The organism is Limnospira platensis NIES-39 (assembly GCF_026000695.1).
Lineage (GTDB): Bacteria > Cyanobacteriota > Cyanobacteriia > Cyanobacteriales > Microcoleaceae > Limnospira > Limnospira platensis.
In genome coordinates this window covers 4,201,073-4,227,468 of the sequence record NZ_AP026945.1, presented here as the reverse complement: position 1 = coordinate 4,227,468, position 26,396 = coordinate 4,201,073, and the positions used below count along the sequence as shown (strand labels likewise).

29 protein-coding genes are annotated in these 26,396 nt (G+C 46.8%); 15 read left to right on the top strand and 14 right to left on the bottom strand.

Going from position 1 to position 26,396, the window contains the following annotated elements:
• Positions 1–60: 60 nt before the first annotated feature.
• The 14 genes from N39L_RS20915 (at position 61) to plsY (ending at position 7,363) form a co-directional block, all read left to right on the top strand.
• A complete protein-coding gene (locus tag N39L_RS20915; RefSeq protein ID WP_014276265.1) occupies positions 61–237 on the top strand; it encodes a hypothetical protein in 177 nt (58 codons plus the stop codon).
• Positions 238–549: 312 nt separating this feature from the next.
• Positions 550–681: a hypothetical protein gene (locus tag N39L_RS20910; protein ID WP_286133196.1), complete on the top strand. Its 132-nt coding sequence runs from the start codon at positions 550–552 to the stop codon at positions 679–681.
• A gap of 291 nt (positions 682–972) precedes the next feature.
• Complete coding sequence (locus tag N39L_RS20905) at positions 973–1,149, top strand: hypothetical protein (RefSeq protein ID WP_014276264.1); 177 nt, start codon at positions 973–975, stop codon at positions 1,147–1,149.
• 312 nt (positions 1,150–1,461) lie between these two features.
• Complete coding sequence (locus tag N39L_RS20900; protein ID WP_014276260.1) at positions 1,462–1,638, top strand: hypothetical protein; 177 nt, start codon at positions 1,462–1,464, stop codon at positions 1,636–1,638.
• A gap of 358 nt (positions 1,639–1,996) precedes the next feature.
• Positions 1,997–2,176 (top strand): hypothetical protein, encoded by a 180-nt coding sequence (locus N39L_RS20895; protein WP_014276263.1) that lies wholly within the window; start codon positions 1,997–1,999, stop codon positions 2,174–2,176.
• A gap of 225 nt (positions 2,177–2,401) precedes the next feature.
• Entirely contained in the window at positions 2,402–2,563 is a 162-nt protein-coding gene (locus N39L_RS20890) for a hypothetical protein (protein ID WP_014276262.1), read from the top strand.
• 337 nt (positions 2,564–2,900) lie between these two features.
• Complete coding sequence (locus N39L_RS20885; RefSeq protein WP_014276262.1) at positions 2,901–3,062, top strand: hypothetical protein; 162 nt, start codon at positions 2,901–2,903, stop codon at positions 3,060–3,062.
• A 337-nt stretch (positions 3,063–3,399) separates the two neighbouring features.
• The gene (locus N39L_RS20880) at positions 3,400–3,576 is read left to right on the top strand and encodes a hypothetical protein (protein WP_014276260.1); all 177 of its coding nucleotides are present in this window, start codon (positions 3,400–3,402) and stop codon (positions 3,574–3,576) included.
• A 266-nt stretch (positions 3,577–3,842) separates the two neighbouring features.
• Entirely contained in the window at positions 3,843–4,004 is a 162-nt protein-coding gene (locus tag N39L_RS20875; protein WP_014276261.1) for a hypothetical protein, read from the top strand.
• Between the two features lie 337 nt (positions 4,005–4,341).
• On the top strand, positions 4,342–4,518 hold the full coding sequence (locus N39L_RS20870; protein WP_014276260.1) for a hypothetical protein: 177 nt from the start codon (positions 4,342–4,344) through the stop codon (positions 4,516–4,518).
• 312 nt (positions 4,519–4,830) lie between these two features.
• Positions 4,831–5,007 (top strand): hypothetical protein, encoded by a 177-nt coding sequence (locus tag N39L_RS20865; protein ID WP_014276260.1) that lies wholly within the window; start codon positions 4,831–4,833, stop codon positions 5,005–5,007.
• Positions 5,008–5,273: 266 nt separating this feature from the next.
• Complete coding sequence (locus tag N39L_RS20860; protein WP_014276259.1) at positions 5,274–5,471, top strand: hypothetical protein; 198 nt, start codon at positions 5,274–5,276, stop codon at positions 5,469–5,471.
• Positions 5,472–5,563: 92 nt separating this feature from the next.
• Positions 5,564–6,613 (top strand): DUF3086 domain-containing protein, encoded by a 1,050-nt coding sequence (locus tag N39L_RS20855; protein ID WP_014276258.1) that lies wholly within the window; start codon positions 5,564–5,566, stop codon positions 6,611–6,613.
• 69 nt (positions 6,614–6,682) lie between these two features.
• Positions 6,683–7,363 carry a glycerol-3-phosphate 1-O-acyltransferase PlsY gene (gene plsY, locus N39L_RS20850; RefSeq protein ID WP_014276257.1) on the top strand — a complete coding sequence of 227 codons (681 nt, stop codon included), beginning with the start codon at positions 6,683–6,685 and terminating at the stop codon, positions 7,361–7,363.
• Here the strand turns inward: plsY and proC are convergent.
• The 6 genes from proC to der form a co-directional block, all read right to left on the bottom strand.
• Entirely contained in the window at positions 7,360–8,166 is an 807-nt protein-coding gene (proC, locus tag N39L_RS20845; RefSeq protein WP_014276256.1) for a pyrroline-5-carboxylate reductase, read from the bottom strand. The genes plsY and proC overlap by 4 nt on opposite strands.
• Before the next feature lie 104 nt (positions 8,167–8,270).
• The gene (locus N39L_RS20840) at positions 8,271–8,888 is read right to left on the bottom strand and encodes a cell division protein SepF (RefSeq protein WP_014276255.1); all 618 of its coding nucleotides are present in this window, start codon (positions 8,886–8,888) and stop codon (positions 8,271–8,273) included.
• A gap of 326 nt (positions 8,889–9,214) precedes the next feature.
• Positions 9,215–9,886 (bottom strand): YggS family pyridoxal phosphate-dependent enzyme, encoded by a 672-nt coding sequence (locus N39L_RS20835; RefSeq protein WP_006618974.1) that lies wholly within the window; start codon positions 9,884–9,886, stop codon positions 9,215–9,217.
• A gap of 15 nt (positions 9,887–9,901) precedes the next feature.
• Positions 9,902–10,171 carry a transcriptional coactivator PipX gene (gene pipX / locus N39L_RS20830; protein ID WP_035735557.1) on the bottom strand — a complete coding sequence of 90 codons (270 nt, stop codon included), beginning with the start codon at positions 10,169–10,171 and terminating at the stop codon, positions 9,902–9,904.
• 188 nt (positions 10,172–10,359) lie between these two features.
• The gene (locus tag N39L_RS20825; RefSeq protein ID WP_006618976.1) at positions 10,360–11,322 is read right to left on the bottom strand and encodes an energy-coupling factor transporter transmembrane component T family protein; all 963 of its coding nucleotides are present in this window, start codon (positions 11,320–11,322) and stop codon (positions 10,360–10,362) included.
• A gap of 61 nt (positions 11,323–11,383) precedes the next feature.
• On the bottom strand, positions 11,384–12,745 hold the full coding sequence (gene der, locus N39L_RS20820; RefSeq protein WP_006618977.1) for a ribosome biogenesis GTPase Der: 1,362 nt from the start codon (positions 12,743–12,745) through the stop codon (positions 11,384–11,386).
• A gap of 117 nt (positions 12,746–12,862) precedes the next feature.
• Here der and N39L_RS20815 point away from each other — a divergent pair, with 117 nt between their 5' ends.
• Entirely contained in the window at positions 12,863–14,095 is a 1,233-nt protein-coding gene (locus tag N39L_RS20815; protein ID WP_014276254.1) for a NupC/NupG family nucleoside CNT transporter, read from the top strand.
• Here N39L_RS20815 and N39L_RS20810 read toward each other — a convergent pair.
• The 8 genes from N39L_RS20810 to N39L_RS20775 form a co-directional block, all read right to left on the bottom strand.
• Entirely contained in the window at positions 14,092–15,324 is a 1,233-nt protein-coding gene (locus N39L_RS20810) for a DUF445 domain-containing protein (RefSeq protein ID WP_006618979.1), read from the bottom strand. The genes N39L_RS20815 and N39L_RS20810 overlap by 4 nt on opposite strands.
• 111 nt (positions 15,325–15,435) lie before the next feature.
• A complete protein-coding gene (gene ubiE, locus N39L_RS20805) occupies positions 15,436–16,146 on the bottom strand; it encodes a bifunctional demethylmenaquinone methyltransferase/2-methoxy-6-polyprenyl-1,4-benzoquinol methylase UbiE (protein ID WP_006618980.1) in 711 nt (236 codons plus the stop codon).
• A 3-nt stretch (positions 16,147–16,149) separates the two neighbouring features.
• Positions 16,150–17,097 carry a response regulator gene (locus N39L_RS20800; protein WP_014276253.1) on the bottom strand — a complete coding sequence of 316 codons (948 nt, stop codon included), beginning with the start codon at positions 17,095–17,097 and terminating at the stop codon, positions 16,150–16,152.
• Between the two features lie 56 nt (positions 17,098–17,153).
• Complete coding sequence (locus N39L_RS20795; RefSeq protein ID WP_006618982.1) at positions 17,154–17,687, bottom strand: hypothetical protein; 534 nt, start codon at positions 17,685–17,687, stop codon at positions 17,154–17,156.
• Between the two features lie 98 nt (positions 17,688–17,785).
• Complete coding sequence (ssb, locus tag N39L_RS20790; protein WP_006618983.1) at positions 17,786–18,061, bottom strand: single-stranded DNA-binding protein; 276 nt, start codon at positions 18,059–18,061, stop codon at positions 17,786–17,788.
• 259 nt (positions 18,062–18,320) lie between these two features.
• A complete protein-coding gene (locus tag N39L_RS20785) occupies positions 18,321–19,817 on the bottom strand; it encodes a reverse transcriptase N-terminal domain-containing protein (protein WP_014276252.1) in 1,497 nt (498 codons plus the stop codon).
• Positions 19,818–20,586: 769 nt separating this feature from the next.
• Positions 20,587–21,606 (bottom strand): (S)-8-amino-7-oxononanoate synthase BioU, encoded by a 1,020-nt coding sequence (bioU, locus tag N39L_RS20780; protein WP_006618986.1) that lies wholly within the window; start codon positions 21,604–21,606, stop codon positions 20,587–20,589.
• A 356-nt stretch (positions 21,607–21,962) separates the two neighbouring features.
• The gene (locus N39L_RS20775; protein WP_014276251.1) at positions 21,963–26,210 is read right to left on the bottom strand and encodes a WD40 domain-containing protein; all 4,248 of its coding nucleotides are present in this window, start codon (positions 26,208–26,210) and stop codon (positions 21,963–21,965) included.
• Between the last annotated feature and the right edge of the window lie 186 nt (positions 26,211–26,396).

The window sequence follows — 26,396 nt, the reverse complement described above, 5'->3', positions numbered from 1 at the left end:
TTTATATAGCCTCTATGGTGCGTCAGCACGGAATTATCCCCTGGGATTTATATAGCCTCTATGGTGCGTCAGCACGGAATTATCCCCTGGGATTTATATAGCCTGGTTCTGACGCACCCTACCGCACCCTACCGCACCCTACCGCACCCTACCGCACCCTACCACCCTACCACCCTACGGGAGGCTACGGGAGGCGATCGCACCATCATTGAAATCAAGACCGGAGCATTGATTTAAAGATCCATCAGTAGGGTGCGTCAGACTCCGAGAATTAAAATCAACACCGGAACATTCATTTCTGACGCACCATACCCGATAATTGAACAGGTAGCACGGAATTATCCCCTGGGATTTATATAGCCTCTATGGTGCGTGAGCACGGAATTATCCCCTGGGATTTATATAGCCTCTATGGTGCGTGAGCACGGAATTATCCCCTGGGATTTATATAGCCTCTATGGTGCGTGAGCACGGAATTATCCCCTGGGATTTATATAGCCTCTATGGTGCGTCAGGAGGGAATTATCCCCTGGGATTTATATAGCCTCTATGGTGCGTCAGCACGGAATTATCCCCTGGGATTTATATAGCCTGGTTCTGACGCACCCTACCGCACCCTACCGCACCCTACCACCCTACCACCCTACGGGAGGCTACGGGAGGCGATCGCACCATCATTGAAATCAAGACCGGAGCATTGATTTAAAGGTCCATCAGTAGGGTGCGTCAGACTCCGAGAATTAAAATCAACACCGGAACATTCATTTCTGACGCACCATACCCGATAATTGAACAGGTAGCACGGAATTATCCCCTGGGATTTATATAGCCTCTATGGTGCGTGAGCACGGAATTATCCCCTGGGATTTATATAGCCTCTATGGTGCGTGAGCACGGAATTATCCCCTGGGATTTATATAGCCTCTATGGTGCGTCAGGAGGGAATTATCCCCTGGGATTTATATAGCCTCTATGGTGCGTCAGCACGGAATTATCCCCTGGGATTTATATAGCCTGGTTCTGACGCACCCTACGGGAGGCGATCGCACCCTACCGCACCCTACCACCCTACCACCCTACGGGAGGCTACGGGAGGCTACGGGAGGCGATCGCACCATCATTGAAATCAAGACCGGAGCATTGATTTAAAGATCCATCAGTAGGGTGCGTCAGACTCCGAGAATTAAAATCAACACCGGAGCATTCATTTCTGACGCACCATACCCGATAATTGAACAGGTAGCACCAAACTATCCCCTGGGATTTATATAGCCTCTATGGTGCGTGAGCACGGAATTATCCCCTGGGATTTATATAGCCTCTATGGTGCGTGAGCACGGAATTATCCCCTGGGATTTATATAGCCTCTATGGTGCGTGAGCACGGAATTATCCCCTGGGATTTATATAGCCTCTATGGTGCGTGAGCACGGAATTATCCCCTGGGATTTATATAGCCTCTATGGTGCGTCAGCACGGAATTATCCCCTGGGATTTATATAGCCTGGTTCTGACGCACCCTACGGGAGGCGATCGCACCCTACCGCACCCTACCGCACCCTACCACCCTACCACCCTACGGGAGGCTACGGGAGGCGATCGCACCATCATTGAAATCAAGACCGGAGCATTGATTTAAAGATCCATCAGTAGGGTGCGTCAGACTCCGAGAATTAAAATCAACACCGGAGCATTCATTTCTGACGCACCATACCCGATAATTGAACAGGTAGCACGGAATTATCCCCTGGGATTTATATAGCCTCTATGGTGCGTGAGCACGGAATTATCCCCTGGGATTTATATAGCCTCTATGGTGCGTCAGGAGGGAATTATCCCCTGGGATTTATATAGCCTCTATGGTGCGTCAGGAGGGAATTATCCCCTGGGATTTATATAGCCTCTATGGTGCGTCAGCACGGAATTATCCCCTGGGATTTATATAGCCTCTATGGTGCGTCAGCACGGAATTATCCCCTGGGATTTATATAGCCTCTATGGTGCGTCAGCACGGAATTATCCCCTGGGATTTATATAGCCTGGTTCTGACGCACCCTACCGCACCCTACCGCACCCTACCGCACCCTACCACCCTACCACCCTACCACCCTACGGGAGGCTACGGGAGGCTACGGGAGGCGATCGCACCATCATTGAAATCAAGACCGGAGCATTGATTTAAAGATCCATCAGTAGGGTGCGTCAGACTCCGAGAATTAAAATCAACACCGGAGCATTCATTTCTGACGCACCATACCCGATAATTGAACAGGTAGCACCAAACTATCCCCTGGGATTTATATAGCCTCTATGGTGCGTGAGCACGGAATTATCCCCTGGGATTTATATAGCCTCTATGGTGCGTCAGCACGGAATTATCCCCTGGGATTTATATAGCCTCTATGGTGCGTCAGCACGGAATTATCCCCTGGGATTTATATAGCCTGGTTCTGACGCACCCTACCGCACCCTACCGCACCCTACCGCACCCTACCGCACCCTACCACCCTACCACCCTACGGGAGGCTACGGGAGGCTACGGGAGGCGATCGCACCATCATTGAAATCAAGACCGGAGCATTGATTTAAAGATCCATCAGTAGGGTGCGTCAGACTCCGAGAATTAAAATCAACACCGGAGCATTCATTTCTGACGCACCATACCCGATAATTGAACAGGTAGCACCAAACTATCCCCTGGGATTTATATAGCCTCTATGGTGCGTGAGCACGGAATTATCCCCTGGGATTTATATAGCCTCTATGGTGCGTCAGCACGGAATTATCCCCTGGGATTTATATAGCCTCTATGGTGCGTGAGCACGGAATTATCCCCTGGGATTTATATAGCCTCTATGGTGCGTCAGCACGGAATTATCCCCTGGGATTTATATAGCCTCTATGGTGCGTCAGCACGGAATTATCCCCTGGGATTTATATAGCCTGGTTCTGACGCACCCTACCGCACCCTACCGCACCCTACCGCACCCTACCGCACCCTACCACCCTACCACCCTACGGGAGGCTACGGGAGGCTACGGGAGGCGATCGCACCATCATTGAAATCAAGACCGGAGCATTGATTTAAAGATCCATCAGTAGGGTGCGTCAGACTCCGAGAATTAAAATCAACACCGGAGCATTCATTTCTGACGCACCATACCCGATAATTGAACAGGTAGCACCAAACTATCCCCTGGGATTTATATAGCCTCTATGGTGCGTGAGCACGGAATTATCCCCTGGGATTTATATAGCCTCTATGGTGCGTGAGCACGGAATTATCCCCTGGGATTTATATAGCCTCTATGGTGCGTGAGCACGGAATTATCCCCTGGGATTTATATAGCCTCTATGGTGCGTGAGCACGGAATTATCCCCTGGGATTTATATAGCCTCTATGGTGCGTCAGCACGGAATTATCCCCTGGGATTTATATAGCCTGGTTCTGACGCACCCTACGGGAGGCGATCGCACCCTACCGCACCCTACCGCACCCTACCACCCTACCACCCTACGGGAGGCTACGGGAGGCGATCGCACCATCATTGAAATCAAGACCGGAGCATTGATTTAAAGGTCCATCAGTAGGGTGCGTCAGACTCCGAGAATTAAAATCAACACCGGAACATTCATTTCTGACGCACCATACCCGATAATTGAACAGGTAGCACGGAATTATCCCCTGGGATTTATATAGCCTCTATGGTGCGTGAGCACGGAATTATCCCCTGGGATTTATATAGCCTCTATGGTGCGTGAGCACGGAATTATCCCCTGGGATTTATATAGCCTCTATGGTGCGTCAGCACGGAATTATCCCCTGGGATTTATATAGCCTCTATGGTGCGTGAGCACGGAATTATCCCCTGGGATTTATATAGCCTGGTTCTGACGCACCCTACCGCACCCTACCGCACCCTACCGCACCCTACCGCACCCTACCGCACCCTACCACCCTACCACCCTACGGGAGGCTACGGGAGGCGATCGCACCATCATTGAAATCAAGACCGGAGCATTGATTTAAAGGTCCATCAGTAGGGTGCGTCAGACTCCGAGAATTAAAATCAACACCGGAACATTCATTTCTGACGCACCATACCCGATAATTGAACAGGTAGCACGGAATTATCCCCTGGGATTTATATAGCCTCTATGGTGCGTGAGCACGGAATTATCCCCTGGGATTTATATAGCCTCTATGGTGCGTGAGCACGGAATTATCCCCTGGGATTTATATAGCCTCTATGGTGCGTGAGCACGGAATTATCCCCTGGGATTTATATAGCCTCTATGGTGCGTCAGCACGGAATTATCCCCTGGGATTTATATAGCCTCTATGGTGCGTCAGCACGGAATTATCCCCTGGGATTTATATAGCCTGGTTCTGACGCACCCTACGGGAGGCGATCGCACCCTACCGCACCCTACCGCACCCTACCACCCTACCACCCTACGGGAGGCTACGGGAGGCGATCGCACCATCATTGAAATCAAGACCGGAGCATTGATTTAAAGGTCCATCAGTAGGGTGCGTCAGACTCCGAGAATTAAAATCAACACCGGAACATTCATTTCTGACGCACCATACCCGATAATTGAACAGGTAGCACGGAATTATCCCCTGGGATTTATATAGCCTCTATGGTGCGTGAGCACGGAATTATCCCCTGGGATTTATATAGCCTCTATGGTGCGTGAGCACGGAATTATCCCCTGGGATTTATATAGCCTCTATGGTGCGTGAGCACGGAATTATCCCCTGGGATTTATATAGCCTCTATGGTGCGTCAGCACGGAATTATCCCCTGGGATTTATATAGCCTCTATGGTGCGTCAGCACGGAATTATCCCCTGGGATTTATATAGCCTGGTTCTGACGCACCCTACGGGAGGCGATCGCACCCTACCGCACCCTACCGCACCCTACCACCCTACCACCCTACGGGAGGCTACGGGAGGCGATCGCACCATCATTGAAATCAAGACCGGAGCATTGATTTAAAGGTCCATCAGTAGGGTGCGTCAGACTCCGAGAATTAAAATCAACACCGGAACATTCATTTCTGACGCACCATACCCGATAATTGAACAGGTAGCACGGAATTATCCCCTGGGATTTATATAGCCTCTATGGTGCGTGAGCACGGAATTATCCCCTGGGATTTATATAGCCTCTATGGTGCGTGAGCACGGAATTATCCCCTGGGATTTATATAGCCTCTATGGTGCGTGAGCACGGAATTATCCCCTGGGATTTATATAGCCTCTATGGTGCGTCAGCACGGAATTATCCCCTGGGATTTATATAGCCTGGTTCTGACGCACCCTACCGCACCCTACCGCACCCTACCGCACCCTACCGCACCCTACCACCCTACCACCCTACGGGAGGCTACGGGAGGCGATCGCACGATGGTACCGAGATGGGGGTCTCTGGCGAAAATTATTCGGGTGGGATTCATATAGCCGGGGTATGGTAGAATCCGATAATTATCGATATATGGTAGGCCTGACGCACCCTACCTTACCCTAGTTTGAACCCAGAGCGAGTACAACCATTGAATTCTCAACCTGAATCATCACCACTTGAACCTAATTTAACCACAGGCTCTCAGTCCCCGGAAGAGCCTATAGATTACCTCAAGCGTCAGGCTGAAGATTTGAGGCAGGAAATTGTCCAACTTCAGCTCACTAAGGCAAAATTACAGCAGGAACAAACCGCCCTAACTCAATCTATGGGAAACCTGGTTTCTGAAGCCCTCAGCCAGTTGGAGGCGAGGAGACAGACTCTACAAGTGGAAGTCGAAAAACTCGAACGTCGCCGAGAACGCATTGAGCAAGAAATGCGAACTACTTTTGCTGGGGTTTCTCAGGATTTGGCTATCCGAGTTCAAGGCTTTAAAGATTATTTGGTTGGTAGTCTTCAAGACCTGGCGGCTACAGCAGAACAGCTTGAGTTAATCCCAGAAGAACCGATCGCTCCCCCTGCTGCTAATTCCACTCCCAGAAGTCAGTCGGTGGAGTTGGTGGCTGAAACTCAGCCTAATACTCAATTTACTAAGTCGGCTTTTGCTGAACAAACTCAACAAATTCGTCAGATTATTGACCAATACCGCAGTAATCCTGACTATTATGGCCCCCCTTGGCAGTTGCGCCGCACTTTTGAGCCTATCCACGCTAAACAGGTTTCTAATTGGTTCTTTAACCAAGGTGGACGCGGTGCGTTGCGGACTATGGGAAGCCGTCTGCAAAATATTCTGGTGGCTTCGGCGACTGTATCAATTCTCAGAAGTCTCTATGACAGACGTTTGGGGACTTTGGTCTTGGCGAATAGTCCAGAACGCCTGGGAGAGTGGCGGCGGGGACTTCAAGACTGTTTAGGAATTGACCGCCGTGATTTTGGACCTGAGCGCGGGTTGGGATTATTTGAAGACCCGGAATTGTTGGCTCAAAAGGCTGACAGATTGGTTAATGACGGTCGCCTTCCGTTTATTATTATTGATGATACAGAGGAGAAAATTAGCCTCTCGTTGCTCCAGTTTCCTCTCTGGTTGGCTTTTGCTCCTGACCCGCAGGCGGCGGCTCAGTCAACCTTAGATAGGTTTTGAGAGCGGTTGATATAGGTTAGTCGGATTCGGTTGCTAAATTGTCGATGGATGCAGGAAATTTGATTAAGTATGGTTAATTGGTTGATTTTGAATGGGGTGATCTTGGTGGCGGCTTATCTACTGGGGTCAATTCCTACTGGATATGCGATCGCTCTTTGGTTTTATGGTGTTGATATCCGGGAGGTGGGTTCGGGTTCAACTGGGGCAACTAATGTATTAAGAAGCTGTGGTAAACTGCCGGCGGTGATGGTTTTAGCAGTGGATATTTTGAAGGGTGTCGCTGCTATTTCTATGGTTTTCTGGGTGTATTCCCTCACTCAAACCCGCGAAATTGCGACTCTGGCTGGGATTGACTCCCCGGAAGTTTTGGCCTACTCGATCGCCACATTATCTGGCTTAATTGCAGTATTCGGCCATACAATGTCTATATGGATAGGCTTTAAGGGCGGTAAATCTGTGGCTACCAGTTTGGGGATCTTATTTGCTCTCAATTGGCTCCTGGCTTTGGCTACATTAATTGTATTTGGGGTGGTTTTAGCCATTACCCGCATTGTATCTTTAAGTTCTATTGCTGGGGCTATCACGATCGCTGCTTTAATGATTATGACCGGACAACCCCTCCCCTACCAGATTTTTGCGATCGCCGCTGGAACTTATGTGATTTGGCGACATCGTAGCAATATTGACCGGATTTTACAGGGTACAGAACCCCGTATTGGTCAAAAACTCTCAGCAGACCCGACCCCCTAACTCCCTAATTCCCGGGAGCGATCGCCTGCGGCTTTCACCGCTTTAATTAAAGCTGATCGAAAACCCGCCGCCTCTAGTTCGGCAATTCCGGCGATAGTTGTACCGCCTGGACTGGTGACGCGATCCTTTAATTCGGCTGGGTGTAATTGAGATTCCCGCAACAGTTGAGCGGTTCCCCAAACGGTATCCAGAGCCAACTTTGAGGCGATCGCTCTAGGAAGTCCAGCCGCCACTCCTCCATCAGTCAAAGCCTCAATCATAATCGCCACATATCCAGGACCAGAACCCGATAAACCCGTTACCGCATCCATCAAATATTCTGGAACTTGCACCACATCCCCAACTGCTGTTAAAATCTCCGTAGCGCGTTTAATATGTGTAGGTTCCACGGAACTACCAGCAGCCAAAGCGCTAACTCCGGCTCCTACCGTAGCGGGAGTATTTGGCATTACTCTAATTACGGGAGATTCCCGAAAAGCTCTCTCCAACTTAAACAGGGTAACACCTGCCAAAATTGAGATGATTATAGTACCCGGCTTTAGCAGTCCTTCTAAATCGTCAGCCACCCAGTCAAAAATCTGAGGTTTCACAGCCAGCAAAACCACCTCAGTAGCTGCGGCAACTTCCCGATTATCAGATGTTACCCCAACCTCATATTTTTGAGATAAAAACTCACGGCGATCGCCAGAAGGGTCACTAACCATCACCATTTCCGGGGCATAAATCCGCTTCGCCAACAGACCCGACAGCAAAGCCTCCCCCATTACCCCGCCGCCAATCAATCCCAATTTAAACTCACTCATCCGTCCATCCATCGCGCTATTTGGGCTCAGGATGAGGGGAGAAGCATTAACTTGTCAATTGCCAAACATCTCCCCCTGTCCCGTCGTATCTGCATCACTGCCAACTACTGCATCGCCTGAACCTTTTCTGGCTGCCAAGGCGCGGAAGTGCTGGAACTCACGCGGGGGCGCACACCGGGAACCTCATTAGCCACACCACCTTGAGTTCTAACCTGAACACAACTGGGAGTAAACAGAAAAATGCTTTCTCCAATGCGTTCCTGATGACCATCGAGGGCATAGGTGCCACCAGCGACGAAATCTACAGCTCTCTGAGCCTGGTCTGGGTCCATCATAGTCAAATTCAGAACTACAGACTTGCGTTCCTTCAGGGCGCGGATAGCAGCCGGCATTTCTTCAAAAGTGCGAGGTTCCATAACCATCACTTCCGAAATTCCGTTGAGCGCTCCTGGCATTCCAATTACATTATTCATAGCTGGTGAACCCATTGTTACTGATTCAGATGTCATATTACCACCTCCGACCGTCGCCACCGCGCGTTCACGGGGGCGACGAGACCCACGACGTTCTTCCTCTGACATGAGGGGAGCAGCCTGTGGTTGAGGGGCTTGATACATGGTCGTCTGGTATTGCTCCCCTTCCATTTCATCGTATTCGTAATCGTACTCAACGGATTCATTGAGTCCTACGAAATCTCTAAGTTTGCTAAACAGTGTATTCACGGCTTACTGCGCTCCATAAAACTACCACAAAAAGTCACCATTGACATTTTGAGATTTACTACCTGCATTAACCCAGACTGTAACCAGTGCTAGGATACACAGGCTTTGTACCGTAAAGCATAGGGTCAACTAAATTTATGCGATCGCCCTGATTGTTGATCAACTGCTCTAAAGATACCGCTCTAACCTACCCAGTGGGGGCTGATTGTCATAATTTTTTTTAGACATTTCCTCCCCTAACACAAAGGCAGATGATTAAAGTTTAACCCGAAAGTTCCTCATCCCCCCTATTGATAGTGCATCAGGTAGACTCCGACCCGATCGCCTTAGATATTCCTGGGACCGAATATAGTTTGTCCCGGTCTAATCATAGTAGCCCCTGCTTCTACGGCTAGTAAATAGTCCCCTGACATACCCATAGACAACTCTTGCATTTTGATATTAGACCAATTTTGCCCCTCAATTTGAGCGGCTAACTGGCGGGTTTGTTCAAAAACCGATCGCGTTTCGTTTTCGGTCAAGCCTTGGGGGGGAATTGTCATTAGACCCTGAATATTTAGGGACTCACAGACATTAAGCTGGGGTAAATCAGCCAGCAACTCCGGGACAGTCCAACCATATTTGTTGGGGTCTGGGAGGATTTTCACCTGTAGGCAGATCCGAGGACAGCGAGACTGTTCTGTGGCCAGGCGATCGAGTCTTTGGGCTAATTTCAAACTATCAACCGAGTGAATCCAATCAAAATGAGCGATCGCCGTCGCCGCCTTATTGCTTTGTAGATGACCAATCAAGTGCCAGTTAATGTCCGTGAGATCCTGCAATTGAGATTGTTTCGCCTCTGCTTCCTGAACACGATTTTCGCCAAAATCCCTAACTCCGGCTTCATAAGCCAAGCGCATAGCCGACACCGAAACCGTTTTAGTCACAGCCACCAGTCGCACCTCTGGAGGAATAGCAGCCCGAATTTGGGCAATTCTTTCAGCGATCGAATCAGTCATAGTAGGTTAGTCAAGCTATAGAAAGGTCTGCTGATGAATTATTTGCAGTTTTTGATAAGGCTCCATTTGGCCAGTGCGTCGTAACATTCGCAAGCGAATTTCTACTAACATCTTGGCATCCGAGCGGCTTATCGGTTCAAACTTCAAGCCAGCCGGTGATTGAGTCACCAAGAAAAAGAGGCGTTGGGCGTAAAGGGTAGTAAATAATTCCTGATTATCCTCAACTGGGCACACTTTAAAAAGTAAGCCAAAGTTGGGATGGTTCATGTAAGTTTCTGTTGTCATTCCGCCTCACGCATCAGCAAGCACTAACTTATAAAAAAGGCAATTACCTGGTGTTACTCTGCTATTCGGGCCCGCCCATCACAGACATATCCCAGAATCAAATAATCAGCCGATTTATCTTGACACTCTCGGGCGCACTTTTCAAGTCATAGCACCTTGTGCCGGGAAACGGGGAAAAAGCATTGATGTTAAGATTCCCAACCCCAAACCAAACGCATACCCCAAAATATAGTTAAGGCGAATAGGGCGATCCAATCCCACCAATTAATTTTAAGTTGATGCCACTCAACCCGATGTTGGTTAGGACTGGTAAAGCCTCTGACTTTCATGGCATTAGCAATTTGTTCTGCTCTCAATAATAAGTTTTCCAGGAGTCTTTCTGCCACCAATAGCCAAATTTGAGTCGCCCTGCGCCAGCCCAGTTTTTTCCAGTTGATCGCCCTAGTACGCACAGATCTATATAGGTTCTGAATTTCCTCAAGTACCAGGGGAAAGAAACGCAGGGAGAGAGTCAGGGTCAGGGCGATTTCCGTCACCGGAATTTTCAACCTTCGCAATGGTTTCATCACGCTTTCAATCCCCACAGCGATTTCCTCAGAAGCCGTAGTCAGTAGATATAGATTAGTGCTGTACACCAGGGTAAACAGCAAGGTACTAATCCTAACACCCAGATCCAGGGAATAGCGGGTAATAGTTAACGGACCCGCCGACAGCAGAATATAACGATAGGCCGTAGGTTGAGGTAAACCCCCTGTATCAGTCACCGAATCAGCCATAGTTGTGGCATTTTCGAGGTCCTCTCCCACTCTCCCAAGACTTTGCATTTCAAAAGCTATCTCATCTGTAGGGAGACGGGGTTGATGGCTAACACTCAACCCGTCAGGTAGGATAGCACTTACTATCAACAATAAACTACAGAAAGTTAATAGCCAGCCCATTTGTCGCTTCCAAACCCGGAATGGAATTGCTGCCACTAGGGTAATCACCATCAACAGCACCACCAACCCCAACCGCCAAACGGCATTGGAGAGAATCGGCGCAATGAGAAAGCTCATCAACCAGACTAGCTTAATCCGGGAATCAAGGCGATGAAGCCAAGTAATCGGTTGTTCTAAGTATAAACCGATAGGTAGCGATCGCAGTAAGTCCATTTTCTCAACAATTAACGATAGTTGGCGGGATCAATGGCAAATCGGCGCAACTGTTCAGCAGTCAAACCTTAGTCGCGCGGTTAGCGGAACCTCTCTCTACTTCCCGCATAGCTTTACCCCGCCATAATAGTCTAATGGGAGTGCCAGCAAATCCCAACTGTTGACGAAACTGGCTTTCCATATAGCGCCGATAGTTATCCCCAAAACGTTTTGGGTCATTCACAAACAAGACAATAGTTGGCGGACCGGAGGTAACTTGAGTTCCATAGTAGATTTTGCCCTGTCGTCCTTGGCGACTGGTGGGGGGAGAATGCCAACGGACTGCTTCTTCGATGACTTCATTAATTACGGCTGTAGAGACTCGGCGGCGATTTTCTTCGGCGGCTTTGTCCACCAATTTAAAAATTTTCTCGACCCGCTGTCCGGTCATAGCGCTGACAAAAATCATATCTGCCCAATCGAGAAAATACAATCGCGATCGCATGACTTTTTCATACTCTAGGATCGTGTAACTATCCTTTTCCACCGCATCCCATTTATTTACCACAATCACACAGGCGCGCCCGTCATCAGCAATACGACCCGCCAATTTTTGATCTTGGTCTGTGACTCCTTCCACAGCATCAATCACAAACAACACCACATCAGCCCGTCGGATCGCCTTAAAAGCCCGGTTAATCCCAAAAAACTCCGCCCCATACTCAACGTGCTTTTTCCGGCGGATCCCCGCCGTATCTACTAGGCGATAGGTATTGCCATTATGTTCTACGATGGTATCGATCGCATCACGGGTAGTCCCAGAAATTGGACTAACGATCGCCCTTTCCTGACCCAGAAAGGTATTTAATAGGCTAGACTTACCCACATTCGGACGGCCCACAATTGCCACTCGCAATTCTTCGTTGTCGTCATCCTCTGTTGAACTTGGTAAATGTTCAATCAAAGTATCCAGCAGTTCCCCCGTACCGTTACCATGAATGCTAGAAATCGGAAAAGGAGTTCCCAAACCCAATTCCCAAAATTGCGCCGCCTGAGTCAGTCCCTGGGTAGGGGATTCACATTTATTAACTGCTAAGAGGATCGGAACCTTTTGTTGTCGCAGCCAACTAGCGATCGCCTCATCCCCTCCCGTCGGTCCTGTTTGTCCATCCACCACCAAAATAGCTGCTGTCGCTTCCGCCAAAGCCATCAAGGCTTGTTCTCTAATTAGCGGAACAAACTCGGTATCATCATCAAAGACTAACCCTCCCGTATCTACTACGATAAACTCTCGATCCTGCCAATAGGCGGAACGATAGGTGCGATCGCGGGTCATCCCCGGTTGATCATGAACGATCGCATCTTGGGTTTGTGTAAGACGGTTTACCAGTGTAGACTTACCGACATTAGGGCGGCCGATAATGGCAACTATGGGTCGAGACATGGAACTTTCGCCTTATCCAGGCGTTGATAGTGCTAACCCTCTATTGTTACATACTCCTTGACCAACTTGTTATCTGCGATCGCCCAACTCAAGCTCACCCTAACTTAAAAACAGCCAATGGAACGGGCAATTTCCGCCTTGGGACTTGTAGTATTTGTACTGGTCGCCTATTTATTTTCGCGCGATCGTCAGCAGATTCGCTGGCCCACCGTTTTATGGGGCATTGCCCTGCAAATTTTATTTGCCATTGTGATTCTGAAAACCGCCATAGGATTCGCCATTTTCCAAGCCCTAGGCGCTGCTGTAACCCAGTTTCTCAACTTTTCCGATGCGGGAGCCCAATTTGTATTCGGAGACGATTTTGAGCAGCATTTCATCGCCTTTAAGGTCTTGCCGACCATTGTCTTTTTTTCCTCATTCATCACCATTTTATATCACTATGGCATCTTACAGAAAGTAGTCGAATGGGTAGCATGGCTAATGATGAAAACCCTCAAAACTTCCGGTTCAGAAACTCTCTCCTGTTCCGCCAATATTTTCGTCGGACAAACCGAGGCTCCCTTATTAATTAAACCCTATATTGCCACCATGACGCGATCAGAAATCCATGCCATGATGACCGGGGGATTTTCCACCGTCGCCGGGGGAGTATTAGCCGCTTATATTTCCTTTGGTGTTCCCGCAGAACATTTAATTGCCGCTTCCGTAATGTCCGCCCCGGCTAGTTTAGCCATTTCCAAAATATTCTATCCTGAAACCGAGCCTTCCCCCACCGCCGGACAGGTAAAAATCGAAGTAAAACCCACTTCTGCGAATGCCATTGATGCCGCCGCCACCGGAGCCACTGAAGGCATGAAATTAGCCCTAAATGTCGCCGCCATGCTGATTGCTTTTTTAGGATTATTAGCCCTAGTTAATGGCGTGTTAGGATGGTTAGGAGCCGGGATCGGATTACCCCAACTTTCCTTGGAATGGCTATTTTCTTTTATCTTTGCTCCCGTGGCTTGGTTAATGGGTGTACCTTGGTCCGACTGCGCCACCGTCGGCGTGTTACTGGGTAAGAAGATTATTGTTAATGAATTTATTGCTTATTTAGACCTCAAACAATTAATCGAAAATGCTAATGTTGTAGGTACTACTGAACCCACCATTAGTCCCCGGGGGATTTTAATTGCTACATACGCCCTTTGTGGATTTGCTAATATTGGTTCGATCGCCATTCAAATAGGCGGAATTTCAGCGATCGCACCCCAAAGACAAGCCGACCTCGCCCAATTAGGATTCCGAGCCATGATTGCTGGTTCTATCGCTTGTTTTATGACCGCTTGCGTCGCCGGGATGTTACTTTAACGCAATAGCAAAATTACCGTTTGTAGTGAGCCAACTATTACACCCAAAATACCACCTAGATTAACTATTCCCTGTAATTCACTTTTCACAATGCCATTAACTGCTACTTCTAACTGCTGTGGAGAAGTAGCCATTACCCGTTCAATAATCACTCCATCAAGATTCAAAATTGGAATCGCCTTAGCCACCAATTTCTCTAAGTCTTCTTCTAGGTAGCGTTCCAAAACCATCGCCAACTCTTGACTAACTAATCCTAGGGAATTATTAATCACTGGGGAAGTTTGCAGCCGCCTTAAAATTAACGCGGAAACCCTTTCCCAATCAATAGATTTAGTTAACCCTTGAATTAAATCAATACCCTGTTCTTGGACGTATTCTCGCACAGTATCCCGGAGAGTTTTGCGTAATTGTCGCACCGTAGACAGCGGCAAATTTTGCATTGAAAGATTTTGCAACCACTCCTTAAATCGCTCCCTAACTCCCAGAGAAGTTAACAGTTTTTCCAGTCGGCGATTAGTTTCTTCTTTTTCATCCAGACAAAAAGTTCTTAACCGGGTTAAAGTCGTGCGGAGACCGAAAATATTAGCCACTACCCAATAGGTTCCCGTGCTTTGTTCCCGGAAGCCTTCATCAATAATCGAAATATTGCGATCGGTCAGAAAATCAATTAAAGTCAGTCGGATAATTTCTGGGGGAATTACTCGCTCTAATAGCCATTCTGACAGTTGTTGAGCCTGTTGGTCACTTAGTTGGAACTCCAACATTACTTGATCAAAAATCTGGTTTAGCTGCGGCTCTAAAAAATCTTCCCGCCGCGCCATAACCCGCAATATCCTAGGTAAAGATTCTCCCAAAAAGTCCCTCAGAATACCTGCTAAAATTTTCGCCGTTTTCTGTTCAGTATCAGCTTTTACCTGAGCCAGCGCCAGTTGTAATAACCATAAAATCGTCGCTTCAATGCGTTCGGTTTTTAATAGGCGGCGCGCAACTTTCTGGAGTTCCTCCGGTGTCAGCAGGGACTGCATAATAGTATCAGAAACCCTTTGAGCCAGCCTTTCTTGGTTGCGGGGAATTAAACCGGGAGTAAAGGGAAGCTGAAACTTTCCGACCTTTTTGGCTTTATAGGGACGGAATAGCATTTTTATGGCTAGGTCATTGGTAAAGTAGCCGATAATTCCCCCCAAAACTGGGGGAACAATAAAAATCGATGCTTGAGATAAATTGACCATTGTGCCACAACATTTCTGCAAATCCCAGCTAACTAGGACAACTGACGAATTGCCTTTTCTATTCGCCTTTCTGAATTAGGGTGGTTGGTGCGATCGCGATGTTTTAGCTCATCACCCCCCTGATTCAAGAACCAATACTCCCATCATACCCCCTGCGATCGCATAGTGAGTAGCCCGACTAAAATTAGCTTCCTTTGCTAGGGCGACCTGTTCGGGACCTGTGGGGAATTTTTCTAGGCTAGGATTAAGGTAGGCGTACTCAGCCTTTAGTCCGAAAGTATTAGCTACTGGAACAACAACGCGATCGAGATACCATTGTTGAAAGGTTTTAAAGCCATTCTCAGGACGGTGAAAATCTAAAATCGCCGCCGTCCCACCGGGTTTCAGGACGCGATGGAGTTCTTTTAGGCTGCGGGGAATGTCTAGCACATTACGCAAACCATAACCCATGGTAGCACAGTCAAAATGATGATCCCCAAAGGGAAGATCTAGTACATCTGCTTCTACCCAAGTAATGGGAGCCGGGGATAGGGTAAAAGGTGGTTGGCGATCGCCAGCAATGGCCAGCAGTTGCCGGGAAAAATCCACCCCAACCACTTGTCCTGAGCCACCGACCTTGAGAGCCAAAAGTCTAGTTAAGTCACCAGTCCCGCAACATAGATCTAAGCCTATATGACCGGGACGAGCGCCGCTCCAGTTTACCGCCATTTGTTTCCAAATGCGATGACTCCCAAAACTTAGCCAGTCGTTCATCTGGTCATAGACCGGAGCAATACGGTTAAACAGGTTTTGGATATGTTCTTCGGTTCTATCTAGCTTCATATTTTAAGTTGATTGATGTAAGCGAGATAGAACTAGAGCCATTTCCTGAGCCACCAACCTAACCGTATACAGGTCATCTGGGGACAGTTGACAGGGTTTTTGCCATTGGAGGGAAAACACGGCGACCACTTGATTGCGATCGATAATGGGGGTACACAGGTGAGCTTGGATATTGGCGCTTTTATAGCGATCGCTTCCCGCCAGAGCTGAGTTATTGGGAATATTGATTTCACCCTGGGCGACTTTCGTGGCGATCGCTTCACTGACAATCTGATCATCAGCCAGCCAACCCTTCACATCCTCCACGATACCATAGGCTCCGGCCGTGGTAGCCAAACTATCTGAGGAAACCACTTGCAGAATCACCCCATCAGCCTCGATCTGTTCTCCAATAGCCTTAGCGATCGCCCGTAGAGTTTCCTCTATCTCCGTCGCCTTGAGTGCCATGCCTATAATATCACTCAACAGTTGAATCTGGCTGTTGGCTCGGCATAGTTGCTCCGTCCGCAGTTTCAGCAGTTCATAGGTTTCCGCCGCTCGTTGAACCACCGTTTTTAACTCATTCGGGTCCCAAGGCTTAGTAATGTATTTATACACCTGGCCGGAATTAATCGCGTCCACCAAGTCTTCAATATCTGTAAACCCGGTAAGAATAATCCGCACCGTGTTAGGGAACTGAGGTACAGTTTTACTGAGAAATTCAGTCCCCTTCATTTCTGGCATCCGTTGATCAGATATGATCACCGCCACCTCGCCTTCCTGAGAGAGAATTTCTAGGGCGCGGATCCCGCTTTCCGCTTTAAAAACGCTAAAATCTCTCCGAAAAGTACGATATAGCAGATCCAAATTATCTGGTTCATCGTCTACTACCAGCATCTTAGGTTTTTTCGGTCGTCTAATACTCATTAACTGGCGCTTAATGCTTTCTAGGTCTGGAGTTTCCGTTTCCATACTATTGTTACACTACGAGTGATTCCGTGCATTAGGGGATTTAGACCATTGTCGTCTCAACTGTTCGCAAACAGTAAGCTAGTTACTGTCAACCCCAGGAAAATCAGAGCCACCCACAAAAATTGATTATCTTTAGTATTAACCTGAGTTAGGTCAATGTCTGGGTCTGGTGATTGAGAATTGAGTTGATCTGCTTTAGCAGAATTTTCTCGGCTTGATGATGCTACAGGAAACTTATCGGCATTTTCTCCTAAGTTACTCAGATCGGGAATTTCGATTAACCCTTCTGAACCCCTATAGAGTTTCGGTGCTTCCAAAATTTCTAGCAAGCGCCGCGACTGTTTCCTAGTTTCTAGGCTGGGATGAAATTTGAGGGTTTTACAAAGAGCGATCGCCTTTTGTCTTTCCCCTAGGGCTTCATAGGCCGTCACTAGCCAAATCTGGACTTCGCCACCCAACCCAGAGTTAGCCTCCACTGCATCTCTCGCTGTTTCCAAATGTAGCACCGATTGGCGATATCGACCCTGTTCAAAGGCTATTTGTCCAGATCTGTACTCATGCAAAATCCGATCTAATTCTGGTGAACTCACAACAAAAATAAACTTTCATAGTGCAACACATCAGGGGTGGTACTCCCCTAGTAGTCGGATTTTAACCATGTTATCAACCCGACTACCAGATCATACCCCTAGAACTCATCATAATTCTCAGGAACACCAGATGCCTGATTATCCTGACGAGATCCTAGTAGATCAAGTTGATCGACCACAATCACCGGAATCGAGCGTGGTACACCCGTATTGCGGTCAGTCCATGTATCAATCTTTAATGTTCCCTTCACTCCAATCAAACTGCCCTTACGGACATAGTTGGCAGCAATTTCAGCCGTCTTATCCCAAATGTCTAAATTAAACCAGTCTGGTTTATCGCTGTTGCGACTTCTGCGCCTGACAGCTAAAGTCAATCGACATTTTACTGATCCTGACTATTACAGTCGATAAGAAAGTCACCTTTCCTACCTCTGATCCAGAACCGTGCGTGAAAGTTTCCCCTCACACGGCTCCTCAGTTACTCAGTCATTATATAGATACCTCTAGCGTCTCTGATATCATGGCAGTGTCCGTGTAACAGTTCTAAGTTCTCCAGTTTATTCTGGGCTCAATTACCATCAATGTGAGTTATCACTTTTTCTCACATTGTCTACTGTATAAACTTAGATAGCATTAGTGGCATTTTCCCGGATAGTTCCATAGCCGCCCACTCCCATAAACGTAATCTTCATCAAACGGGCTTTTTTCCCCTTTGACTTTAACCTGCCGTTCGAGCATAGTTTGGCTATGTTTTTCCAGACAGTATTTGTGATCTGGTGTGATAAATTTCCATCCGATGCCTTGGTTGACTCCCCAGTAACTCGATATCACATCAGTTTTGTTCTGATTTCGATTCCTTCTAAAGAAAGCCCATCCTCTCAATTTGTGGAACAAAATACTGTCAATTTTACCAAAGATTCCCTTACTACTCACAGTCGAGTAATATGACGACCACCCTCTAATGATTGGGTTTAGTGCATTGATCAGTTGTTCTTGACTTGAGTTTTTGTGGCTTCCGATGATCTCATCTACTTTCTGTAAGTGGCGTTTTATTGCCCCTTGACTGGGTTTGATGATAGTTTGAAAGCCTCTTTTCTGCTCCGTGTTTCCGGTCGCGCGCGATCGCTTTTCCCTTGTGGGATATTGTCGGATATTGTACCCCAGAAAATCCCAGCCTATATTTCCCTCATGTTCTATGAAGGTGTGACTAATGCGGGTGTTACCGTCCTTGAGTTTTAACCCCATTTCCATCAACCACGCTTCTATAGTCTCCTTGGCTGCCAGGATCACCTCAAGTTCCCCGTCCAATACCACCAAATCATCAGCATATCTGACCACTGTCGCTTTCCCATTGCCACAGTTAGCTACTCCACCCTGGAATTTATCCTCTAAGAGACTTTCCAAGCCGTCAAGGGCGATATTTGCCAATAGTGGCATCAATCCCCCTTGGGGTGTATCAGTCTCCGTCGGGAACAATTCCTTTCCGTCCATTACCCCAGATTTCAACCAGGCTTTGATTTCTCGCCTGAGTGTAGGGTAGGTATTTAGTTTGGCTAGTAGCTTCTGATGGTAAATTCCCTCAAAGCATTTCTCAATATGTGCATCTAGGACATATTTATGATCTTCCTTCATGCCATTGAAAATTGCTGCGATCGCATCTTGAGCAGACCGTCGGGGGCGGAACCCGTAGGAATTCCGGTCAAACCTTGCCTCCCATTCCGGTTCAAGTGCCAGCTTCACCAGCCCTTGTTTAGCTTTTTCCATCATCATTAGGATACCAACGGCACGCTTTTCGTCCCTTCCTGGTTCAGGTATCGACACCCGGCGGAGTCCTTGGGTTTTCCTTCCCAGTTTTAAGCAGTTAGCTAAATCTAGCTTCTCCTGATTCCTGAGTCTTTTGACCCCATCAACTCCCGCCGTCTTTTGGCTACCATTTTCCGGGATAACTTCCCGCACCGCCAGGATTTTGGCATCCCTGGAATTAGTCAACAACCTTTGCAACTTACGAACAGCCTTGACATCGCCACGTTTCGAGGCTCGATAGATTCTCTTTTGGAGCTTCAAGACATCCCGCTGAACTTTCGCCCAGTTCATTGTCTCCCATCCATACATCGGTTTTACCGTGTTCATAGCTTATTAACTCTCACTTGATTATCCATCTCCAAGTAACCGTGACTCCGTGGGCTTATCCTCTAGTTTCCTAAAGGCCTTTGCTTCTGAGTCAATCTTTTCCAGCGCCATCATGCAGCTTGACCGCCTACTCGGTTATCGACCTGTCCGAGAGATATACGCCGGATTACCCCGTTCCGAGTGTCTGCTTTACGATGAGGTTAGAGTTCCACTATCCGCCGGGTTTTTTCGGGGATGCTCCGGGTCAAATTTCGAGTTGCCCAGCCCTTATCCTTGCCTTTTGGCCCAGCCCATAACCCATGTAGGCTGTCATCAATAACGACGGTTCAGACGTGGATTCAGTTAACCTTACTCATACTCATCTCAGCTAGAAGGGATTTCGCCATGGGTTGACGATTACCTCCGTTACACCCCGCTTCACCAGATTGATAGTCAGTCTCCCCGGTGGGGGTGTCGCTTCGTCTGCATCACGACGGTAGGAATTGGTGAGACCCTCACCTACCCAGACACCCAGTTATCATAGACCTGTGACCGCATTTGTCTTAGTCTACGCAGATGGCACGCTACCCAACTGGGCAGCTTTTCCATCTAACGGGTCGCACCAAAATATTTGACATCCGGATCAGCTCCGGCTCGTCCCACAAGGGTAACCACATTTAGACTCATTCAATTTCTCCGGTTAGTGATTATAGGCAGAAGCCTGGCTCCCATTCTATCAAACCGTGAACCAGTAGGCAGGGAGCTTTTTATCGGCTGTTGCTGTCGAGGCTTAACGGACAAACTGCGGCATAACTTCGGCGGCAGTGAACAGTCCATAAATGCCCCTTTGGTGCAATTTTACCCCGGCTTTTAAGTAGCCAAAAGCTGGACCGCAGACATTGGCAGCCATGCTAGTTTCATCACCCAGAGTAAAGGTGTGGGTGGAGATTTTCCCCTCGAAGGTGCGACCCGTGACTTGCACATTGGTACTCAGGGGTTTTTTGGGGTTACGGGTATCGACAATTCCGCCAACAGTAACGCGATCGCGAGAACAAATACCCGCCAATTCCAACATAATATCGTCCGCGTGTTCCATGTCCTCCAGTTTCAGTAAACCATTAGTTTTGTCTAATAGGGCTTCTACTTCCGCATCTGTCATCGCCCTAGCTGTTTCTACGTTATAACCAGGAAGGTGGGCAATATCTTCCCTGATAGTAGCTCTGTAGGCTTCCCAGTTAGCTATACCAACCCCAAAGGTGATGTTAACGCTGTGAATTTCTGCATAACTTTGGGCAGCGATCGCCGCCGCCGCCGTCAGTAAACCCGGAGTAGCGCCACAACCTGTCATATAGGTAATGCCAGCCGCTTTTAACTCTTCCTGAAGTTCTAGGAGTTGTTCCACCGCACTGGTACGCTTGAGGGCATCGACTAGAACTCCCTGCCAACCCGAGTTAATAAAGGCTTGGGCTACCGAAGCCATAAACGTATTCGGTAAATTAGGCAGCGCCAAAAAGTAACCTTTGACCAAGGGAGCATGGTTAATTAAGTCGATAATACTCTGGGTGCTGTGGGTTCCGCCTGGTTCTATGTCTGCTACAGAACCGCGATCGCGATATGTCCTGATGCACAGGTCTGGATCTAGTCCTTCCGGCGAATAGATATAGCCCTTTTGATCTGCTGCTGCTACCCAGCGCATTTCTTGTTTAGGGGTTAATACCCTAGCCGCCGCTTGCCCTAAACCACCAAACCCTAGGACTCCTATAGGTATGGGGTTATCCGTTGCATGGGTATTTGGCTGATGATTCGTCATAAAATATGCTGTCAATTCGACAATTTATAATGGTAAAGCCGGAAATGTTGATCTTAATGCTGTTCCGGCAATAATTAATTTTAGGATAATTTCAGTTATAGCGTTTCTCATATCCATAAGGTACGGCCCTCACCCCAAACCCCTCTCCCAAGAGGGGAGAGGGGCTTTGAAAAGTACCTCACTAATCCACCGAACCGCTATAACATACCTTAATCCTTAGCAAGGCGTACTATACCATGCTCCACCTGGTCCTAGCTAGAAGCGCACAATTTCCTAGTCTGCTTGACAACACCGCCCCATCAAACTCTGACCCCTCACAGTGGGAACCCAACCCAATGGACAACAATTAACGTCAGTTATTCGGCGATCGCCCCCAATACTTTAAGACTCCCTTTTTGGGCATCACTCAAACCTTTTACCCCGCAGATATTCGCCCTTTCGTAAAGTCTGGGTACTCTCAAAGTTTTGAGACATTCTCGCCTTGGGACATTCCAAAGTTTAATTGTCTCATCCGCACTGCTACTGGCCAAGGTTTCACCATCGGGGCTAAAAGCTACCGCCAGCACCCAGCTTTGATGTCCGTTAAAAGTAGCATAACATTCATGGGTCCTCACATCCCACAAACGCACCGTATTGTTTTCTCCTCCACTCGCCAATAGTTGACCGTCTGGACTAAATGAAATCAGGTAAGTCCAAACTTGTTGACCTGGAAAAATTGCCAGACATTCTTGAGTTTTAACATCCCATAAACGCACCGTATTATCATTACTACTGCTCGCCAGTAGTTCCCCATTAGGACTAAAATTAACTGAGATTATCTCTCCCTGATGTCCGCGAAATTTTAGGGAAGTTTGCTGAAAATTAATGTCCCAAACTTGGACAATATTATCACTGCCACCCACCGCTATTTTTTGACTATCAGGACTAAAAGCAACTGTAAATATTTTGCAAGGATAATGGTTAATTTCATTGATTAAATTAGGGGTCGGTCTCACATTCCATAACTTAATAGTTCGGTCATCCCCGGCACTGACTAACAATTGATGATCGTAACTAAAAGCAACGGCATATAACTGGTTTGTGTGTGCCCTCAATGTAGTCAAACATTTATGATCATCAACACTCCAACACCTGACGGTAAAATCTCGACTAGCACTAGCGATCGTTTGACCATCTGGACTAAAAGCCACTGATTGTACTCGTTCTTTATGTCCCCGTAAATTGGCTAATATATCACCTGTTTCTATATCCCAAATCCTTATGTAGTAGTCATCGCTACCACTGGCTAAAGTTTTTCCATCTGGACTAAAAACTATTGAACGTATCCAATTACACCAACCTCCTAAAATGCTGTTTAGCTTGATATTATTAATATTTTGAACATTCCACAAACTCACCTTTTTATCAGCCGCACACATAGCTAATATTTTACCATCTGGTGTAAAAACAATTTCGTCTATCCAAGAAGTATGTTCTTGTAAAGTATTGAGGAGTTGGGGATGATGAATATCACTAACGTCCCACAGTTTGGCGGTGAGATCACCACTCCCACTAGCCAGTATTTTGCCATTAGGACTAAAAGCTAATCCTCTTAAATCGCTATCGTGTGCAGAGATACTAGCAGCAACAGAAATGTTATTGATATCTGCAATTTGCCAAAGTTTAATGGTTCCGTCAGCACTGCCACTGGCTAAGATTTGACTATCAGGACTGAAAGCAACACCCCATACTTCTTCTTGATGGTCTACTAAAGTGTTGACACATTTACCATTAACTACATCCCAAAGTTTGATATTTGTATCTTTGCTGGTGGTTGCTAACATTTCACCATCAGGACTGAAAACTATTCGATTAATCCAACTGGTGTGCCCTTGGAGAAACGCCAAACATTTACCACTATTAATATCCCACAACTGTACTTTGCCATCTATACTACCACTCGCAAATATTTTAAGATTAGGACTCAAAAATATTTTCATTTTTGGCATTAAAGGAGCATCAAATAATAAATCAGGCTCTATCAGCACGATTTTTACACATTGATGGTTTTCCAAATTCCAAAACTTAATTTGTTTATCATAACTAGCACTGACAATAATTTTCCCATTTTCATTAAATTTTAGGGTTTTTATGCTGAGGCGATGCCCTATCAATGTGGCAATTTTTGAGCCATCGGCAACTCGCCAAATATGAATTTTACCAGATTCATCACCTGTGGCTAAAAGTTTACCATCACGAGTAAAATCTAATGCTCTAACTGTATTCATAGATTCCATAAAAAGACAGTTAGTTAAATTGGCTTTAGTGAAATTAACATCCTGCAAACTAGCACCCCTAAAATCAGCGCCCAAAATCACGGCATGACTGAGATCGCAACCCTCCAAAGCAGCCTTGTCAGTTTTCAAAAGCAGGGTGATTGCATTGCCACCAACATAGCCGACTTTTTCTAGGGTTTTTCGCCGTGTCGCCTTGACTACTTCCCGCAAGCGATCGCAAATATCCTGTAAGTTTTCCTCATCAGTGTTTGTCACGGGACGCAGCATCGGCAATAATAAATCTAGCACTGCTTTGGTGAGAGGCATTTCCCCAAATGTAGTTCGCAAATGTGCCAAAGACTCAGTAGAAAACATATTGAGAGGTGCAATCGAAATCACTTCTCCGTTAACATCAACTTCGCGGCGGAAATAATTAGACCAAGTGTAGTTTTGAGCAGTTTTCTGTGGATTTACATGGGACTGTGACTGTGCCAATTCCACGAAATCGGGAGCCAATATCCCCAATTCAGCAGCAAACTTATAAGCCACAAAAAACTCTAATAACGAACGGTGAGCCGGACTATAATCTCCATCTTCATTACGAATTAACATAGTCTGACCCATCATGTCATAATGCCAGTGATCCAAATCCTTTTGTTGTTGCACTTCCGACTCAAACAAGCGACGAATGCGATCGGGAAACTCTCGATAATTTAAACTCATCCGATTCTTAGATAGCATTTCCCAGGAGAGTTCGCACAGAAAATAAAGTTTATCTGCCAGAGAAGTAAATGTGCGCTTTTTCTGTATATCATGCTGCATTTTGCGGGTAACTGCATATAGATAAATTCTGGCTAAATCGATCGCTTTTCCGGCTTCGATATCCGGCAAGGCTTTCAGTATTAACTGACTCATGACCGGACGGCGTGCTAAATCGACAAGTTGGTGATTATTCATGACTTTTTCCACCGTCGCGGGTGAGGCTTCAAAGGAGAGAGCCTGACGAATTTGCTGGTCACTAAATTTTTTTAATTCCAGAACTTCAAACTGTGGCGGTTCTCCCGTTAATGCTGCGACGGAAGCCTGTAGTTCTGCATTCAGCAAAGCGCGCCCTTCTTTGGCTTCGGGAAAATGCTCAGTGCGACAAGTCAAAATAACTTTAGAACCAGAGACTACAGTTTGAGCCAATTCCCAAAAGTTATTAATCATCCGCTGTCGGTCAATTTTGGCGGCCATCTCGTCAAAGCCATCAAACATGACCAACAATTTGCCCTGGCGGTTCAGCCATTCAAAAGCAGAGTAACCCCCTCGCAAGGGGATTTCATGTTGCCGGAAAAAGAACTCAGAAAACAGCGATTCCATATTAACGGCACTGGCATAATCTCGCAATAAAATAACTATGGGTAATCGCGGCCGTTCAACTCCTTTATGTTTGGCTTTCAAATAACGCTGTAATTGTTTGCCGGCATAATGAAATATAAACCAAGTTTTTCCAGTGCCAAATTCCCCTAAAATTGAGAGATGTTTTTTGGCTGTATCGTCAATCCATTTATTAACATAACCATCAATCCAGCCATCGTCTTCGTCGTAGTGGCTGACTCCTAATTTTTGCTTGGTATGGGGGTCAACTTCCTCTTTTATGCAGGCGAGAGGTACATATTTATGGTGGATACCTCGCCGTTGAATTTCCTGTTCTAGCCATTGACAGTAGCCACTAAAATCTGCTTCTTGGTCGATAAGTTCGTCGAATGTATAGCAAAATAAGTTTTTATTTGGGCTTTTTTGGGCTGCATTTCTGGCGGCTTTACTGACTCGACGGACAGCGACTAACCATCCCTCGTTGGTGCGTTGGTTTTCCACAGACTGACGCAAAGCATTAAAATCGGAAAGTTCTGCTTCCCCTTCTACTCCCCGGACAAGAATGCGATCGTATCCCCGGCGGGCCTTGATTTTGATGATCCACTCAAAAAATCGATTCCCCTCGATTACTTCTTGAATATTGTAGCGCGAATCAAATTCATAATCGAGAATTTCAAACCATTCTCGCATCTGTTGGGGAAAGGCAAATTGGCAGCGATCGCGATCGGCTTTGATGGCCTGTTCCACGACTAACCGAAAATTAGTGCGGGTTACTGGTTTATCAAATAAATCGGTTAGTCTTTTCCATAATTTGGCTGCTTCTTGTCTGATATAAACTTTATTGAAATTAATTAGGGTCTCGATTTCGTCATATTTTTTGCCCTGCCAAGATAAACAAAAAATTTGTTTTTGCAAGTCGCTAATACTTTTGCCTTGGCGATCGCCTAAATATTTCTGATTGACAAACTCAAAAGCCTCTTCTGGAGTCATGGCAAATACTCCCCAACTCTGACATGGTAAAAATGAACTTATTATAGATGGTTTCCTGGCTCGAAAGCCAGAAAATTTCACCAAAATCTCATTTTTTTGCCCATTTATTGAGATTTCCTCTCACAAAGCGGCTAAATCCTATATAACAAAAACTAACTTTTTCCCCGATCATTTTCTAACCCAGAG